This is a genomic window from Bradyrhizobium sp. OAE829, from assembly GCF_040546575.1.
In the GTDB taxonomy this organism is placed as follows: Bacteria; Pseudomonadota; Alphaproteobacteria; order Rhizobiales; family Xanthobacteraceae; genus Bradyrhizobium.
Genome location: NZ_JBEPOE010000001.1, coordinates 7,822,849 through 7,839,321, shown reverse-complemented (window position 1 = coordinate 7,839,321; position 16,473 = coordinate 7,822,849). Strand labels below are relative to the sequence as shown.

Below are 16,473 nucleotides of genomic sequence, written 5' to 3'. Positions count from 1 at the left end.
TCATTGTGAGCGCGCAAGAGTTGTGGCTAGATCGAGTCGGGATGGGGCATCGAATGGGGATGCCGAAACATGAGCGGGCACCTGGCGGTCAATACCTCCAGTCTGGACAGCTTCGAAGGCCTTCACAACGCGATCAGAGGGTCGCATGTCGAGGTGACGCAACTCGGCCGTGGAAAGTTTCGAGGCTCACTCAGTCACGTCGGCATCGGTGACTTCTCGCTCAGCATCGGTTCGTTCTCGGTGGGAGTTCGAACCCAACGCGTTTCGACCGACGACAAGCTCGTTATCGGGATGCTGCTCAATGCCGACGACCGGGTCACCCACTGGTCGTTCGACATGCGCCCGGCGGACGTCCTGATCATGCCTCCCAGTACCGAGCATGATGGAATTTTCCATGGCGCCGCGGCCTATGCCGCGATCCGTCTCGATCTTGCCGAGGTCCCGTCGCTGTTCAGGGGCGAAGCAAGATTGAGCGACCCCGCCGCGTGGCTCAACAAAAACGTCTATCAGGCAGACCCTTCGATCGGCATGGCGGCGACACGGCGATTGCCGCTGATCATTTCCCGTCTGGCGCGTCAGCAGACCGACTTGTCCGACACCGTCGCCGATTTCTGGAAGCGCTCGATCATCGACGCCGTGGCCGGAACCATCGTGCAATCGCTACCGCCGGACACCAGAGGGCTTTTGCCCTCGGCGACGCAGCTGGTCGGGAAAGTCGACGACTATCTCGAAGCCGCCGGCCTTCGCCCCGTCCACGTTTCCGAAATCTGCGCCCATCTCAACGTGTCGCGACGGACTCTGCATCGCGCATTCTACGACGTTTTCGGTTTGGGACCGATATCGTTCCTGCGTCACAAGCGGCTTTGCGCCATTCATTCCGTTCTGAGGGAAAGCGATCCTGCGGCGGTCACCGTCGCGCAAGTGGCGATCCGGCACGGCTTCATCGAGCTTGGACGCTTTTCTCACTATTATCACTCGCTGTTCGGAGAGTATCCATCGGAAACGCTTGGCGGCCGCGGGTTCCGCGCACGCAAGGCGATCGATAAAAATTTGTCCGAACCGGATCCGGTCGGGATCAACACCAATTAACCGATCGCTTCCGCGAAATTGGCCGGCGTGAAATCCGGCGACTCACGCCGCGGATACCACCTGGCCGCGGTGCGAGAGCAACAGCCGCCGAATGTCCACGGCTGTTATCGCGGGGCTGAACAGAAATCCCTGTATCTCGGTACAGCCGAGAATATACAGCAGGTTTCGCTGCTGCTCGGTCTCGACGCCTTCCGCTGTCGTCGTCATGTCGCTTGCGGCCGCAATGTTCACCACCGCCTGGACGATCGACGACGAGGCGCCTGCGCTGGCCAGATCCCTGATGAAGGAGCGGTCGATCTTGATCTTGTCGAATGGAAACCGCTGCAGATAGCTCAGCGAGGAATAGCCGGTGCCGAAATCGTCCAGCGCGATGCGTACCCCCAGCTTGCGCAACTGATGCAGCATCTGAAGCGCGCCGTCGTCGTCGCGGATCAGCACCGCCTCGGTGATCTCGAGCTCGAGCCTGGATGCGGCGAGGCCCGAGGCAGCAAGGGCCGCCGCCACGTTGAGCGCCAGCGTCTGGCTCCGGAACTGAACCGGTGAGACGTTGACCGCGACGCGGATCTCCGCCGGCCAGTTGGCGGCCTCGGCGCACGCCGTGTTGAGCACCCAGTGACCGAGCTCGTTGATCAGGCCGGTCTCTTCCGCGACCGGAATGAACTCCGCCGGTGAAATCATGCCGCGTTGGGGGTGGCGCCATCGCAGCAGCGCCTCGCAGGAGGAGACCTTGCCGTCCTCGAGGTTGAGCACCGGCTGATAATAGACCTCGAGCCCGCCATCGGATATCGCCTGACGCAATTCGAGTTCCAGGACTCGTCGCGCCTTGGCACGGGCGTCCATACCGACCTCGAAGAAGCGATAGGTCCGCCGTCCGTCGCCTTTGGCGCCGTACAGCGCGAGGTCCGCGTTCCGGAGCAACTGGTCGAGATCGAGCCCATCGCCGGAGGCGAGCGCGATGCCGATGCTGGCATCTGTCGTGATCAGGTGGCCCGCGCACTCAAACGGCGCCCTGATCGCGGCGTAAATTCCTTCAACAAGTTGAATGGTTTCCGCCTGTTTCTTGATACCGGTTTGAATCACGGCAAACTCGTCACCGCCCAGCCGCGCCGCGACATCTGTATCCTTCAGGCACAAGCGCAGCCGTTCGCCTACGCCTTTGAGCAACTCATCGCCGATCGCATGGCCAAGCGCATCGTTGACGCTCTTGAATTCGTCGATGTCGATATAGAATACCGCCAGCTGTTCGCCCGGACGGACCGCCTTCAACGCCTGTTCCAGTCGCTCGCGAAACAGGAGCCGGTTGGGCAGGTCGGTCAGCCCGTCATAATGCGCCAGATGGGCGATTTTCTCGTCAGCGCGGGTGCGCTCGGTGATGTCCTCGATCGTGGCCACCCAGCCCCCCGCATTCAGCGGCCGGTTGACGATCTCGATCGCCCTGCCGCCCGGCGCTTCCGTGAGTTGCCGCGTGGCTTTGCCGAGCGACACGGTGCGGATGATGGCATTGCAGAACGCGTCGACATCGCCGTCAAAGGATCCGGTTTCTTTGCGGTGTTCGATCAAGCGATGCATCGTGCAGCCGGGCTTCGCCACATCGGGCGACAGGCCAAACATATCGATATAGGGCTGGTTGCAAATGACGATGCGCGCCGATGCATCATAGAGAACAAGACCTTGCGGGATATTGTTCACGGCAACGGTGAGCTGGCGCCGTTCGGCCGCGAGCCGCTGCTCGGACAATCGATGGCGCCTCAGCAGCAGAGCGACGACGAGTGCGAGGATCACGACGAGGGCAAGCAGTACGCGTTCGCGAAGCTCCCACGCCGATGTCGCCACGCCAGCCGAAATCGCCACGACGATCAGGACGGCACAAAGCGCCAGGCGCCTCACCGTCCCGGTCCGCTCTACAGGATTCGCAGCATCGCCCGGCATGTAATGGCCGCTATCGAAAGTCATCTCGTCCGTCCCAGCGTGACATCGTTACGCACGACAAATGGAAGGCGGGTTACAACATGCGGTTAGCAATCGGTTACCGCGATACAGGGACTGATACTTGATCTCGAGTCCGGTACCGGACGTTGCCGGCCCGATCAAATCCGGCCTCTCCCCGACGTGGTAAACGAATGATTAATCCGGAGCCGATCGCACGCGCGCGCACAAATGCAAAAAAGCACTGATTTTGCTGCACAACTGGCGTGTTTTGGCCATGGTGGGCGCCTGCTGCAAAACGAAGACTGAGCGGGATGCAACAGATTTAGCCAATCTGGAACCACGCCGGTTTAACCGTTTCGCTAGTCCCGGCCGCCCATAATGCGGCCAGACCAATCTCATGACATGCCAGGTTCAACATCGTGACATCCTTCGGACGTGTGATTTCGGTGCGCGGCTCCCTCGCCCGGGTCGGACTTCTTGCGGTAAGCCATATGGCTACCTCGGAAGTACGCGCCACTGTCGGCCGCTTCATCAGCATCCGCTGCGCAACTTCCACCATCGTCGCCATGATCACCGACGTAACCTGCGAGGATCTGCCGAGCTCCGATAATTACATTGCCAGCGCGGGCGTCGACCTGCTCGGCGAAATCCTCGGCGGCGATCGTCCGAAATTCCAGCGCGGCGTCACCAACTACCCGACCATCGGCGATGCCGTCGAGCTGATCACCAATCAGGAACTCCGCACGGTCTATGCCCCGACCGGTTCGGACCAGATCAATGTCGGCACGCTGCAACAGGACCGCTCGGTCATCGCCTATGTCGACGTCGAGGAAATGCTCTCCAAGCATTTCGCGGTGCTCGGCTCCACCGGCGTCGGCAAATCGACCGGCGTGTCGCTGCTGCTCAACGAAATCCTCAAATCGCGGCCGAACCTGCGCATCTTCCTGCTCGACGTCCATAACGAATACGGCCGCTGCTTCGGCGACCGGGCGCTGGTGCTCAACCCGCGCAACCTGAAACTGCCGTTCTGGCTGTTCAATTTCGAAGAGATCGTCGACGTCCTGTTCGCCGGCCGCCCCGGCGTGCCCGAAGAGCTCGATATTCTCGCCGAAGTCATTCCGATGGCGAAGGGCATCTACACCCAGTACCAGAACGCCGACCGCGTCGGCCTGAAGCGGATCGATCCCAAGGCGATCGGCTATACCGTCGATACGCCGGTGCCGTATCGCCTGGTCGATCTGATTTCGCTGATCGACGAGCGGATGGGCAAGCTGGAAAATCGCTCGTCGCGCATCATCTATCACAAGCTCATTTCGCGCATCGAAACCGTGCGCAACGACCCGCGCTACGCGTTCATGTTCGACAACGCCAATGTCGGCGGCGACACCATGGCGGAAGTCATCAGCCATCTGTTCCGCCTGCCCGCCAATGGCCGGCCGATGACCATCATGCAGCTCGCCGGCTTCCCCGCCGAAGTCGTCGATTCCGTGGTGTCGGTGCTGTGCCGCATGGCGTTCGATTTCGGCCTGTGGAGCGACGGCGTCTCGCCGCTGCTGTTCGTCTGCGAAGAGGCGCATCGTTACGCCGCCGCCGACCGCAATATCGGCTTCGGCCCGACCCGCAAGGCGGTCTCGCGTATCGCCAAGGAAGGCCGCAAATACGGCGTCTATCTCGGCCTCGTCACGCAGCGTCCGGCCGAACTCGACGCCACCATCATCTCCCAGTGCAACACGCTGTTTGCGATGCGCCTTGCCAACGACCGCGACCAGGCCCTGCTGCGCTCGGCCGTCTCGGACGCCGCCGCCAATCTGCTGTCGTTCGTGCCCTCGCTCGGCACCCGCGAAGTGCTGGCGTTCGGCGAAGGCGTGGCACTGCCGACGCGGCTGCGCTTCAAGGAAGTGCCGATCCACCAGTTGCCGCGCAGCGAGGCCACGATCGCGACCGCGCCGTCGGTCGCCGCCGGCCACGACATGCATTTCGTCAGCGCCGTGCTGGACCGCTGGCGCGGCGCGACCTCGCATCGCGACGTTCCCAACGATCCCATGATCAACGAACGGCCCGCCGCACGAACGCTGGAGCCGCGTTCTGTCGAAGCGCCGATGCTGCAGCCGTCGCTCGGCCTGGATCCCGACCGCTTCTCGCTGTTGAAGAAGCCGCTGCGCTGACAGCTTCTGCGGACCTCGCGTTCGCGCCAATTTTCCTGGCGCGAACCGGTATCCACATCATTCGAAAAAGCGATATGGTTCCGGCATGAGCGCCGCATCGCGCGGCCAAAGCCGGGACCATTCCATGACGCAGCCTGTTGCAAAGCGATTTCCGACGCCCTCCCTCGACAAGCTGCCGGAGGATATCCGCACCCGTATCCTGGCCGTGCAGGAGAAATCGGGCTTCGTTCCCAACGTCTTTCTGACGCTGGCCTACCGTCCCGACGAATTCCGCGCGTTTTTTGCCTATCACGATGCGCTGATGGAAAAGGACAGCGGCCTGACCAAGGCCGAGCGCGAAATGATCGTGGTGGCGACGTCCAGCGCCAACCAGTGCCATTACTGCGTGATCGCCCACGGCGCGATCCTGCGCATCCGGGCGAAGAACCCTGTCATCGCCGACCAGATCGCCGTCAACTACCGCAAGGCCGACGTCACCCCGCGCCAGCGCGCCATGCTCGACTTCGCCATGAAGGTTAGCCAGGAGGCGAACACGGTTTCCGAACAGGATTTTACCGAGATCGCCGGCCACGGATTCTCCGACGACGACATCTGGGACATCACGGCGATCTCCGCGTTCTTTGCGCTGTCGAACCGGCTGGCCAACGTCACCGCGATGCGGCCCAACGACGAGTTCTACATGATGGGGCGGCTGCCGAAATAGCCCGCGGTCGTCATGCGCAGGTTCCATGAGACTCTGCGGGGATAGGCCTGCGTAGATGCGCACCAACATTTTATGTTGGAAGCACGGCCGGCATGCTAAACTGGACCACAACCTTTGCGGACCGACTGCAGTGAAGACCCAGCTGCCCATACAAAGGGATGACGAGCACGTCGTGGTCAAATTCCGGCCGCGCACCTCGGCCCATCCCCCCAGCCGGCGGGACGACCCTGCCGCAGCCAATGCCCAGCCGGCCGCCCCGACCAATGCCCAGCCGGCGGCAAACGATCTGTCCCGCTACGAACGGTCCCGCGACGAGCCGGACGACTTCCGTCATCGCATGCTGGCCAATGTCGCCGCCTTGTCCTTTACCGTGGCGCTGACGGCGATCGGGATCTGGCTCGCGGTGAGCATTGCCGACCTGCGCAAGACTCAGGATTGCGTGCTGATGGGACGCCGGGACTGCGCCCGGATTTCCGCGATGCCGCACAGCTAGAAGGCAGGCCTAAACGGCCGTTTTTGCCTATAAATCGGTCCACGGTGGGGTTGCCAACCTCCATTGAACTCAGGGCTGCGCTCCGATATACGGGCTCTCGACTCCGGCCGGGGGAAAAACGCCGCGCCCGCCTCCTCCTAGCCGTCACGGATTTATCTCCAGTATATCAAAGGCTTAATGATGTCTTCTACATTCGATCAGATCGCCAACATTATCGCCGAGACTTGCGACATTCCGCGCGACACGATCAAGCCGGAGAGTCACGCCATCGACGATCTGGGCATCGACAGCCTGGACTTTCTCGACATCGCCTTTGCCATCGACAAGGCGTTCGGGATCAAGATGCCGCTCGAAAAATGGACCCAGGAGGTCAACGACGGCAAGGCGACGACTGAACAGTACTTCGTTCTGAAGAACCTCGCCGATCGTATCGACGAACTGGTCGCGGCCAAGAACGCGGGCACGGGCGCGTAACCGCCCACCATGGACCTTGATTATTTCAAGCTGATCGATCGTATCGTCGACCTCAATCTCGGCGAACGGACGATTGTGGTCGAAGCCCAGGTTCCGGAAAAGCACACCATTTTCGAGGGGCATTTCCCCGGCTTCCCGATCATGCCCGGCGTCCTGCTGACCGAAGCGATGGCGCAGAGTTCGGGCTGGCTTTTGCTGGGCGTCTTGAAGTTCGAGCGCATGCCGTTCCTGGCCATCGTCAAGGAAGCCAAGATGCGGGGTTTCGTCAGTCCCGGTCAGTTGCTGACGATCGAAGCCAAGGTTGAGCATGAAGGTTCCGGCTTTGCGGTCACCAAGGCCAAGGGCCGCATCGGCAAAGAATTGAAGTGCAGCGCTGAAATAACCTTCGGCCTTACCCCATTCCCCGACCCTGCCTTTCGCGTCCACATGGACGCGATGGCCGAAAAGATCGGGTTCCCCATGCAGGTGCTGAAGCATGACTGAACCCACGGCATCGGGTGCGAAGGAAGTCTGGATCACCGGCATCGGCATCGTGTCCTCGCTCGGTGAGGGACTGGACGCGCATTGGGATGCGCTGAACCAGAAGCGCATCAATGTCGACGACAAGCGCTTCGCGCCTTACATCGTCCATCCCCTCGCCCCGGTCAGCTTCGACGCCCAGATCCCGAAAAAGGGCGACCAGCGCCAGATGGAAGCCTGGCAGCGCATCGGCACCTATGCCGCCGGACTGGCGCTGGATTCCGCCGGCGTCAAAGGCAACCAGGAAATCCTGGGACGGATGGACATGATCGTGGCCGCCGGCGGCGGCGAGCGCGACATTGCCGTCGACCTCGCGATCATGAACGCCGACGCCAAGGGCAATTCGAGTCCGGCCTTCCTCAACGAACGGCTGATGAATGATTTGCGGCCGACGCTGTTTCTGGCCCAGCTCTCCAACCTGCTCGCCGGCAACATCGCCATCGTCCATGGCGTGTCCGGAACCTCGCGTACCTTCATGGGCGAGGAAGCAGCCTCCATCGACGCGGCGCGGATCGCGCTGGCGCGGATCGAATCCGGGCAGAGCGAGATCGCGCTGGTCGGCGCCGCGCATAATGGCGAGCGCCCCGATCTGCTCATCCTCTATGAATTCGGCGACTTCAATCTGACCGAGAAGTACGCCCCGGTATGGCAGCGCGACGATAAAGGCGGTTTCGCGCTTGGTTCCGCCGGCTGCTTCCTGGTGATGGAATCCCGTGAGCACGCCGAAGCGCGCGGCGCCAAGCCCTACGCCCGGCTCACCAGGGTGGTCGCCGACCTCGCCCAGCGCAAGCAACCCGGCGCGGTGACGAAATCGCTGGAAGCGTTGTGGCCGAAGCTCGGCGTCACCGGCGATGTCGGCAACCTGATTACCGGGGCGACCGGCGTCGGACCGGTGACGTCGGAAGAAAAGGAATTCCTGCGCCAGCACCCCGGCTTTGCCGTGCGCGCGACCGGGACGATGTTCGGCCACACGCTGGAAACCCAGTTTCCGCTGGGACTGGCGCTGGCGGCACTATCGCTGTCGCGCGGCGCGCTGTTTCCGCCTAACGATCCGACCGGGCTCGAGGTTGAAAAGCCTGGTGTGCCAGACCAGATTGTGGTGCTCGGGGCCGGTCACTGGCAGGGCGAAGGCATGGCGCTGGTCGAGGCCATCAAGTAGCGCGTGATCCGGAACCACAACGCTGTTCAGGAGAGATCACGCCGAGACCATAAATTGAGCGCGCGAGCGCTTGCAGTTGCGGCGCAGCATCGACGGGGGAAACATGTCAGCACCACGCGATAAATTCGGCAGGCCGATCGTCGTCGTCACCGGCATGGGCGTCGTGACGTCGCTTGGCGCCGGCAAGAAGGACAACTGGACCAGGCTGACCGCGGGCGAATCCGGTATTCGCACCGTGACGCGTTTTCCGATCGACGGCCTGAAGTCGACGATGGCGGGCACGGTCGACTTCGTCAGTGTCGATCCCGTCTCCTCGACGGGATTGACCGAGCAGCTGGCTAAACTGGCGACCGAGGAAGCGCTCGAACAGGCCGCCATCGGCGGCAAGGCCGACTTCCCCGGGCCGCTGTTCCTCGCGGTGGCGCCCGTCGAGGTCGAGTGGCCGCAGCGGCTGGAACTCGGACGCGCGATCGGAAAGACCGATTTCGGCTATGAGGACATGCTGCGCGTCAGCGGCGGCGGCCGGTTCTCGGCGTTCCATCACCGTTTCATGTTCGGCTCGGTGGCAAGCCATCTGGCCGAGACCTACGGCACCAAGGGCTCGCCGATCTCGCTCTCCACCGCCTGCGCGTCCGGCGCGACCGCGATCCAGCTCGGCGTCGAAGCGATCCGCCGCGGCGACGCCGACGCGGCCCTGTGCGTGGCGACCGACGGCTCGGTCAATCCGGAAGCCCTGGTGCGGTTCTCGCTGCTGTCGGCGCTATCGACGCAGAACGATCCGCCGCAAGCAGCTTCAAAACCATTCTCCAAGAATCGCGACGGTTTCGTCATGGCGGAAGGCGCCGGCGCGATGGTGCTGGAAAGCTATGAGTCCGCAATGGCGCGTGGCGCAAGGATATTGGGCGTCGTCGCCGGCTGCGGCGAACTCACCGACTCCTTCCACCGCACCCGCTCCAGCCCGGATGGCAAGCCGATCATCGGCTGCATGCGCAAGACGCTGGCGGATGCCGGCCTCGAGCCGGAGCAGATCGACCATATCAACGCGCATGGCACCGCGACGCCGGAAAACGACAAAATGGAGTACAACACCACCGCCGTCGTGTTCGGCGATCATTTGCCGAAGATCCCGGTGTCGTCGAACAAGTCGATGGTCGGGCATACGATTTCAGCCGCCGGCGCGGTCGAGGCGGTGTTCTCGCTGCTGACGCTCGAGCATCAGCGGATTCCGCCGACTATCAACTACGAGGTTCCGGATCCGGCCATTTTGTTCGACGTCGTCGCCAACAAAGCGCGCGACGCCCGCGTCACCGCCGTGATGTCCAACTCGTTCGGATTCGGCGGGCAGAATGCCTCGCTGATCCTGACGCGTGAACCGGCCTAGCAGCTGCGCTTTTTGAGAACATGAACCGCCTGCTCCTACGCACCAAGGCGCGCCTGCGCGACGCCGCCAAGCCGGCCACGGAAGCCGCCGTGGGCGCGCTGACGATCGCCCTGCTGCGCACCACGCGCTATTTCGATCCGGACAAGACCGCCAATTTCTTCGGCCGCGTCACGCGCTTCATCGGCCGCAGGCTGCGTGAGGACCGGATCGGGCGCGAGAATCTGACGGCCGCCTTCCCGGAAAAATCACCGGAAGAGATCGAGAAGATCCTGGCCGGCGTCTGGGACAATCTTGGCCGTATCGGTGCTGAATTTGCCCATCTCGATCACATCTGGGATTACGACGTCGATCATCCAGACAAGCCGAGCCGGGTCGAGTTCGGCGCACGGACCAAGCAGATCTTCGATCAGCTCAGGGACGACGGCAAGCCGGCCATCATCTTCGCGAGCCATCTCGGTAATTGGGAAATACCGGCGCTCGGCGCCGTCGCGCACGGGCTCGATTGCGCGATCCTGTTCCGGCGGCCCAACAGCGAATCCGCCGATCGAGCGATCGAGCGGATTCGCGCCGTCAAAATGGGCACGTTGATTCCGGCCGGCCGTGAGGCGCCGCTCAAGCTCGCCGAAGCGTTGCAAAACAACCAGCACGTCGCGATGCTGGTCGATCAGTATTTGACCAACGGCGTCGAGGTCACCTTCTTCGGCCGCAAGACCAAGGCCAATCCGACGCTGGCGCGGCTGGTGCGCCAGGTCGAATGCCCGATCCATGGGGTGCGCATCATCCGCCTGCCCAACCATCGCTTCCGCGCCGAACTCTCCGAAGAGGTCAAGCCGGTGCGCGATGCATCGGGGCAGATCGACATCGCCGGCACGATGCAGGCCGTGACCTCTGTCATCGAGGGCTGGGTGCGCGAATATCCGGACCAGTGGCTGTGGCTGCACCGCCGCTGGCGGTAGTACATCTTTTCTTTTCGTAGCCCGGATGAGCGAAAGCGACATCCGGGACTGGTCTCAGTGGTGTCCCCGGATATCGCGGAGCCTGTCATCGGGCGCGCATTCGCGCAACCCGTTGGCTCATCCGCGCTACAGGCTGGCCTAGCCACCGAACACCAAACCGAGGCTCCACGCCTTCATCGCGACGGTCGCCCCCAGGACAAAGATGATTTGCAGCAGCGTGCGCGTTGAAAAGAACGTGAGGATGTTGGTCATGTGATGCTCCCGGCGGCAGCTATAGAATCTGCCCCGGGTTCCGGCAACAGTAGCGCAGCAGAATCCGGGATCTCACGGCATTGCCCGATATCGCTCCGCTCATCGGGGCTACGGCTACACCGCCGCTGGCGGCCAGACGGGCCTCAGGCGTTGATGTCCGCATAGGCGCCGGCGGCCCCCTGCGGAACTGAATAACCCGTCTGCCGCTGGGCGACGGCCTTCTGCCCTTCCGCCTGCATCGCCTCGAAGGCCGCATCCAATTGCTGGCGTGTATAGCTTGTCGACACGCTCTGACGTGGCCGCCATGCGGATTGCGTGATCGCTGTGGAAGCCTTTTCGATCGTTCCGCCCACGGCCTTCGCGATACGTTCCGCGCGCGATTGCGCCAGATCAGGGCCACCGTTCAGGCCTGGCGGATCCTGCAGGTCTCCGACCGTTGCCGCAGCGGCGTTCGTCATCACCGACGACCCGCCGTTATAGAGGGTGGCAACGATCTTGCCGTTGACCTTGACGGTCGCATAGATGTTTTGCGGCGCATTGTCGGGCACATCGGTGGCGGCGGCAGCGCTAGCGGCTTGCGTCGTCAACCACATCATCGCCATCCGGTCGCGCAGCTCGGGATGGTCCTTGATCGAGATGGCCTTCAGTCCCGATGTGTCGAGCTTCTTCAGGTCCGAAACCGGAACGCCGGGCTTCGCTTTTTCCGTTGTGGTGCCTGCATCTGCCTGGGGCACGGGTAACGCGTCGGCCCGCGTCAACACCGTCGTCGATAAGGTTTGCGCGGGACGCAAATAGCTCCCGGCACCAGCCATACTCGTAATCATCGATACACCCTTCCGCAGCAACTAGGGTGGAAGCAATCACCGTGCCAAGCGGAAATGCCTGAAACTGCTGGTGTCCTGTCCGCGAAAGAAGTTTCACACCGGAAAATCTTGCCGACAACGGCATGTATTTCCACGCACGTGTATCTCGTCCATTACCGACGGCACCCTACACGTTTCCTCCGCAAGCAATGACCCATACGCGCGAATGCTCGCTGCCGACGGCGCCTGCGAGGACCGCGCCCATCGCCAACGCTCCGCTCGGCTCCGCCCGGATGCCGCATGTCTCGTGGAGCAGCGCCATTGCACCCTGCACAAGCTGGTCATCGACCGCGCACACCCGGACGTTCGACCGTTCCAGGATTTCGAATGCGCGCGTCCCGACCTGACGCGAGCGCAGCGCATCGCATATCGTATCCCCTGAAGGTTCGATCCGGACCGGCATCCCCGCTTCGCGTGCCCGGGCATATCGTCGGTGGGTGGCCGGCTCGACAACATAGATCGCAGCGGAAATAGACCGCGACCGCAGCGCAAGAGTCACGCCCGCAGCCAGTCCGCCACCACTGCAGGCCACGACCACCGCATCGGAAGCTGGACTGCTCGCCTCAATGGCGGCTGCCACCTCGGCACCAAGCGTATAGCTTCCCGCAATCATCTCGATGTCTTCGAAGGCATGCAGGTTGCGCCAACCGCGTCTTCGCGCTTCCGTCTGCGCACGTGCAGCCAACTCCGACCGCTCGGCGAGCTTTATCTCAGCTCCGGTTTTCCGCGCCTGATCTCGTTTGAGATCTGGTGCGTCGCTTGGCATCATCAGACATGCCGGTTTGTCGAGCACCTGAGCCGCCAAACCAACCGCGATTGGAAAATTTCCTGCTCCGGCAGCAACAACACCTCGCTCGGCGTTTCCTACCCCAAGTACGGCACCGCGAAACTTGAACGATCCGCTGCGTTGAACGGTCTCGTCCTTGACGTGGATCATCCGCCCGACCTGCGCGTCCAGCACGGGAGAGGTTCGCAAAGGAGTCTTTAGTGCGTGGCGAGCAATGAACTGGAGATCGCCGGGGGACGGAACGACCAAAGGACCAGGCATTAGCGGCAAATGCGAATGAACATCGCCGCTTATCGGGCGAATTCACATCTGTGTCTAATCAGCTGTTGTGACGGCCCGACTTTTCTCGTGAAGGCTGACCCGCAATATTTCGCCGCGCGATCGTGCCGATAGATTCTACTTCCCGGTCTTCACCCGGGTCCAGAGCCGGTTGATGATGCGCTGGGTCGCGGGATCGCGGGCGTTGATCACGAACAGCTTTTTCTGGATCGCCTCATCGGGATAGATGTTCTTGTCGCCCAGGATTTTGGGATCGACCAGCTTCTGGCTCGCCAGATTGCCGTTGGCGTAGGACAGGAAATCCGAATTCTTGGCGGCGATCTCCGGGCGGTAGAGGTAGTCGATCAGCTGATAGGCTTCCGCGACGTTCCTGGCATCGGCCGGGATCGCGAGATTGTCGAAGAACATCTGCGCGCCCTCCTTCGGGATGGTGTAGCCGATCTCGACATCGTTCCTGGCCTCCGCCGCCCGGCTGCGCGCCTGCATGATGTCGCCCGACCAGCCGACCACGAAGCAGATTTCGCCCGACGCCAGCGCGCCCAGATATTCCGACGAGTGAAACTTGCGGATATAAGGCCTGATCCTGGTGACGAGATCGGCGGCCTTTTCCAGATCGGCCTGCTTGGTCGAGTTCGGATCGATGCCGAGATAGCTCAGCGCCGCGGGCAGAATGTCGTCGGCGGAATCCAGCATATGGATGCCGCAATCCCTGAATTTTGCGAGGTTCTCCGGCTTGAAGACGATGTCCCAGCTGTCGATCTTGGCGTCAGCGCCCAAAATCTTCTGCGCCGTTTTGACGTTGTAGCCGATCCCGGTGGTGCCCCACATGTAGTTGGCGCCGTAATTATTGCCGGGATCGTAGGTCGCAAGCTGCTTCGTCACCACCGGCCAGGCGTTGGCAAGGTTGGGCAGTTTCGACTTGTCGAGCTTGAGGAAAACCTTGGCCGTGATCTGGCGCTGCAGGAAATAGCCGGTGGGAACGACGACGTCGTAGCCGGATTTGCCGGCCAGCAGCCGCGTCTCCAGCGTCTCGTTGGCGTCGAACGTGTCGTAAGTTACCTTGATGCCGGTTTCCTTGGTGAAATCCTCCAGCACGCCAGGCGCCATGTAGTTCGACCAATTGTAGAAATTGACCGTGCGCTCTTCGGCCCGCGCCGGCGACAACGACAGGATCGCGGCAACCGCGGCAATGAAACCGACAACATTGCGGGTCCGCTCGCGCATCTCGTCTACCTCTTTCGGCGATGCACCGCGTCCGACAGACGCTCCAGCGCCGTGTCCAGCGTGGCGTCCTTCTTGGAGAAACAAAAACGCACCACCGACGTCACGGCATCCTGTTCGTAAAAGGCCGACACCGGGATCGCGGCGACCTTGTAGTCGTTCACGATGCGATGGCAGAATTGCACGTCGGTCTCGTTGAGTCCGAGCGGCGACAGGTCGACGGTCAGGAAATAAGTGCCTTGTGATTTAAGGACAGGAAAGCCGATGCTCTCGAGCCCCTTCGTCAGGCGATCCCTGCTCCGCGCCAACTCCTTGCGCATGTCGTAAAAATACTCGGCCGGCTTGTCGAGACCGTAGGCGACGGCGGCCTGCAAATTGGGCGCCGTCGTGAAGGTGAGAAACTGATGCACCTTCGCTGCCACGCGCAGCAGCGGTGGCGCGGCGCAGACGAATCCGATCTTCCACCCCGTCAGCGAAAAGATCTTGCCCGCGCTGCCGACCTTGATGGTGCGGTCGCGCATGCCGGGGATCGTGATCAGCGGGATATGCTCGCGGCCGTCGAAGGTAACGTGCTCCCAGACCTCGTCGCAGATCGCGATGGTGTCGAACTCCTGGCAGAACCGCGCCAGCAATTCGAGGTCCTCGCGCGGATAGACTACCGCAGCCGGATTGAGCGGGTTGTTGAACAGCACCGCCTTGGTCTTGTGATTGAAGACGCTGCGCAGCATCTCCTCGCTGAGCCGCCAGTCCGGCGGCTCGAGGCGCAACAGCCGCGGGATGCCGCCGGCCTGCCGGATGATGGGCAGGTAGCTGTCATAGACGGGCTGGAAGCAGACGACTTCATCGCCGGGTTCGACGACGGCAAGAATGGAAGAGGTCAACGCCTCGGTGCCGCCCGACGTCACCATCACTTCGCTCATCGGATCAAGCGAGAGGCCGTGCCAGCGTCCATAGTGCGACGCGATCGCCTGCCGCAGCTCCGGAATGCCCATCATCGACGGGTATTGGTTATAGCCATTGATCGACGCGTCCGCGGCCGCGCGCCTGATATCCTCAGGCCCGGGATCATCAGGAAAACCCTGGCCGAGATTGATGGCGTTATTGTCGCGCGCGGCTTGCGACATCGCCTCGAAGACGGTGACGGGAAGGTCGGCGAAGACCTTGTTCATGGAGGTCATTTTTTCAAAGCAGTCCCTGCAAAACTCAGCCGCCGGCCTTGGTCTGCAATCCCGCAGCCTTCCAGCCGATGATGCCGCCCGCCAAATGCTTGTCATAGGGAAGCCCCGCGGCCTGCGCCGCCAGTGACGCCGTCACCGAGCGCTTGCCGGAACGGCAGGCAAAAACCACCTGCTTGCCCTTGGGGTCCGGAATCGCCGCCAGATCGAACGACTGCAGCGGAACCACCACGCCGCCAGGATAGGCTTCCACGGCGACCTCATTCGGCTCGCGCACGTCGACGAGCAGATAGCGTCCCTCCGCCATCCCCTTTGCGACATCTTCCGGCGTCAAATCGTGCACCTGATGGTCCGCCACGTAATATCCTCCCGACATCCTGCTTTGAGGGTCCCGCCCGCCAGCCGGGCGCCAAAGTCGCCTCTGGCGCGGCGAAAATCAAGCGCTGCGAACGGTTTAATGGACCACCGAAACGGGGTCACGCGGCCCCCGCGCATGGCGCCATTTATTCTCTGGCGGCGGCGTTTTCAGGTCGAAAGTTGCCTTGCTATGGGCCAGGCTCCGACCGACGTCAGCGAACCGGTCACCCTGTAACCCCGTCGCAGATAGAATCCCATGGCATTTGGGCTGGCTTCCGCACGAACCGTCTCAAAGCCCCGTCCACGCATCAGCGCTTCGAGCCGGTCAAGTAACCCGGCGCCGACGCCCTGCCCGGCATATTCGGGAGCCGTGTACAGCCCCTCCAGGACATCGCCGTGGATGGCGCCCCACCCGGCCACGACGCCATCCAGTTCGGCAATCCATATTTCCAGGTCGCGAAGCTTCCGCTCCATTCCGGCAGGCGCGAGCTTCCTCGCCCACGCCTCGGCGTCTGCGACCGGCATTTTCGGCGGCGCCAACTCTAGGATGGATCGTCGCCGCACCTCGAACAGAAGCGCCGCGTCGTCGAGCGTAGCCCGGCGGTGAATGGCAGCAGCAGCCATGTGACCTGTGATCCAGCGGCGGGACGCGAGTCCCGCGCGCGGACGTT

Annotated in this window: 15 protein-coding genes and 1 pseudogene; 9 read left to right on the top strand and 7 right to left on the bottom strand. The window is 62.4% G+C overall.

Annotation, left to right across the window (positions count from 1 at the left end; genetic code table 11):
- Nucleotides 1–69: 69 nt before the first annotated feature.
- Nucleotides 70–1,089 (top strand): AraC family transcriptional regulator, encoded by a 1,020-nt coding sequence (locus ABIE49_RS37135; protein WP_192740415.1) that lies wholly within the window; start codon nt 70–72, stop codon nt 1,087–1,089.
- A gap of 42 nt (nt 1,090–1,131) precedes the next feature.
- On the opposite strand, the pseudogene ABIE49_RS37130 reads toward ABIE49_RS37135, so the two are convergent.
- A pseudogene (locus ABIE49_RS37130) lies at nt 1,132–2,952 on the bottom strand (putative bifunctional diguanylate cyclase/phosphodiesterase); the annotation flags it as partial.
- Between the two features lie 485 nt (nt 2,953–3,437).
- On the opposite strand from ABIE49_RS37130, the gene ABIE49_RS37125 reads away from it, so the two are divergent.
- The 8 genes from ABIE49_RS37125 to ABIE49_RS37090 all read left to right on the top strand — a co-directional run bounded on the left by ABIE49_RS37125 (nt 3,438) and on the right by ABIE49_RS37090 (nt 10,868).
- Entirely contained in the window at nt 3,438–5,183 is a 1,746-nt protein-coding gene (locus tag ABIE49_RS37125) for an ATP-binding protein (protein ID WP_192740417.1), read from the top strand.
- A gap of 124 nt (nt 5,184–5,307) precedes the next feature.
- Complete coding sequence (locus ABIE49_RS37120) at nt 5,308–5,886, top strand: peroxidase-related enzyme (RefSeq protein WP_192740418.1); 579 nt, start codon at nt 5,308–5,310, stop codon at nt 5,884–5,886.
- 55 nt (nt 5,887–5,941) lie between these two features.
- A complete protein-coding gene (locus tag ABIE49_RS37115; protein ID WP_502915960.1) occupies nt 5,942–6,379 on the top strand; it encodes a hypothetical protein in 438 nt (145 codons plus the stop codon).
- A gap of 180 nt (nt 6,380–6,559) precedes the next feature.
- The gene (locus ABIE49_RS37110) at nt 6,560–6,853 is read left to right on the top strand and encodes an acyl carrier protein (RefSeq protein ID WP_192740419.1); all 294 of its coding nucleotides are present in this window, start codon (nt 6,560–6,562) and stop codon (nt 6,851–6,853) included.
- 9 nt (nt 6,854–6,862) lie between these two features.
- The gene (locus tag ABIE49_RS37105; protein WP_192740420.1) at nt 6,863–7,336 is read left to right on the top strand and encodes a 3-hydroxyacyl-ACP dehydratase FabZ family protein; all 474 of its coding nucleotides are present in this window, start codon (nt 6,863–6,865) and stop codon (nt 7,334–7,336) included.
- Nucleotides 7,329–8,531 (top strand): beta-ketoacyl-ACP synthase, encoded by a 1,203-nt coding sequence (locus tag ABIE49_RS37100; RefSeq protein ID WP_192740421.1) that lies wholly within the window; start codon nt 7,329–7,331, stop codon nt 8,529–8,531. Before ABIE49_RS37105 ends, ABIE49_RS37100 begins: the two co-directional genes overlap by 8 nt.
- Nucleotides 8,532–8,634: 103 nt before the next feature.
- Entirely contained in the window at nt 8,635–9,912 is a 1,278-nt protein-coding gene (locus ABIE49_RS37095) for a beta-ketoacyl-ACP synthase (RefSeq protein WP_192740422.1), read from the top strand.
- 20 nt (nt 9,913–9,932) lie between these two features.
- On the top strand, nt 9,933–10,868 hold the full coding sequence (locus ABIE49_RS37090; RefSeq protein ID WP_192740423.1) for a lipid A biosynthesis lauroyl acyltransferase: 936 nt from the start codon (nt 9,933–9,935) through the stop codon (nt 10,866–10,868).
- Between the two features lie 395 nt (nt 10,869–11,263).
- Here the strand turns inward: ABIE49_RS37090 and ABIE49_RS37085 are convergent, their stop codons facing one another.
- The 6 genes from ABIE49_RS37085 to ABIE49_RS37060 all read right to left on the bottom strand — a co-directional run bounded on the left by ABIE49_RS37085 (nt 11,264) and on the right by ABIE49_RS37060 (nt 16,426).
- A complete protein-coding gene (locus tag ABIE49_RS37085; RefSeq protein WP_354067169.1) occupies nt 11,264–11,932 on the bottom strand; it encodes a hypothetical protein in 669 nt (222 codons plus the stop codon).
- A 178-nt stretch (nt 11,933–12,110) separates the two neighbouring features.
- A complete protein-coding gene (locus ABIE49_RS37080) occupies nt 12,111–13,031 on the bottom strand; it encodes a threonine ammonia-lyase (RefSeq protein WP_354067168.1) in 921 nt (306 codons plus the stop codon).
- A 135-nt stretch (nt 13,032–13,166) separates the two neighbouring features.
- On the bottom strand, nt 13,167–14,273 hold the full coding sequence (locus ABIE49_RS37075; RefSeq protein WP_192740426.1) for a polyamine ABC transporter substrate-binding protein: 1,107 nt from the start codon (nt 14,271–14,273) through the stop codon (nt 13,167–13,169).
- Between the two features lie 5 nt (nt 14,274–14,278).
- On the bottom strand, nt 14,279–15,448 hold the full coding sequence (locus ABIE49_RS37070) for an aminotransferase (protein ID WP_192740427.1): 1,170 nt from the start codon (nt 15,446–15,448) through the stop codon (nt 14,279–14,281).
- A gap of 25 nt (nt 15,449–15,473) precedes the next feature.
- Entirely contained in the window at nt 15,474–15,821 is a 348-nt protein-coding gene (locus ABIE49_RS37065; RefSeq protein ID WP_192740428.1) for a rhodanese-like domain-containing protein, read from the bottom strand.
- Between the two features lie 149 nt (nt 15,822–15,970).
- Nucleotides 15,971–16,426, bottom strand: coding sequence for a GNAT family N-acetyltransferase (locus ABIE49_RS37060; protein WP_192740429.1), 456 nt, complete (start codon nt 16,424–16,426; stop codon nt 15,971–15,973).
- Between the last annotated feature and the right edge of the window lie 47 nt (nt 16,427–16,473).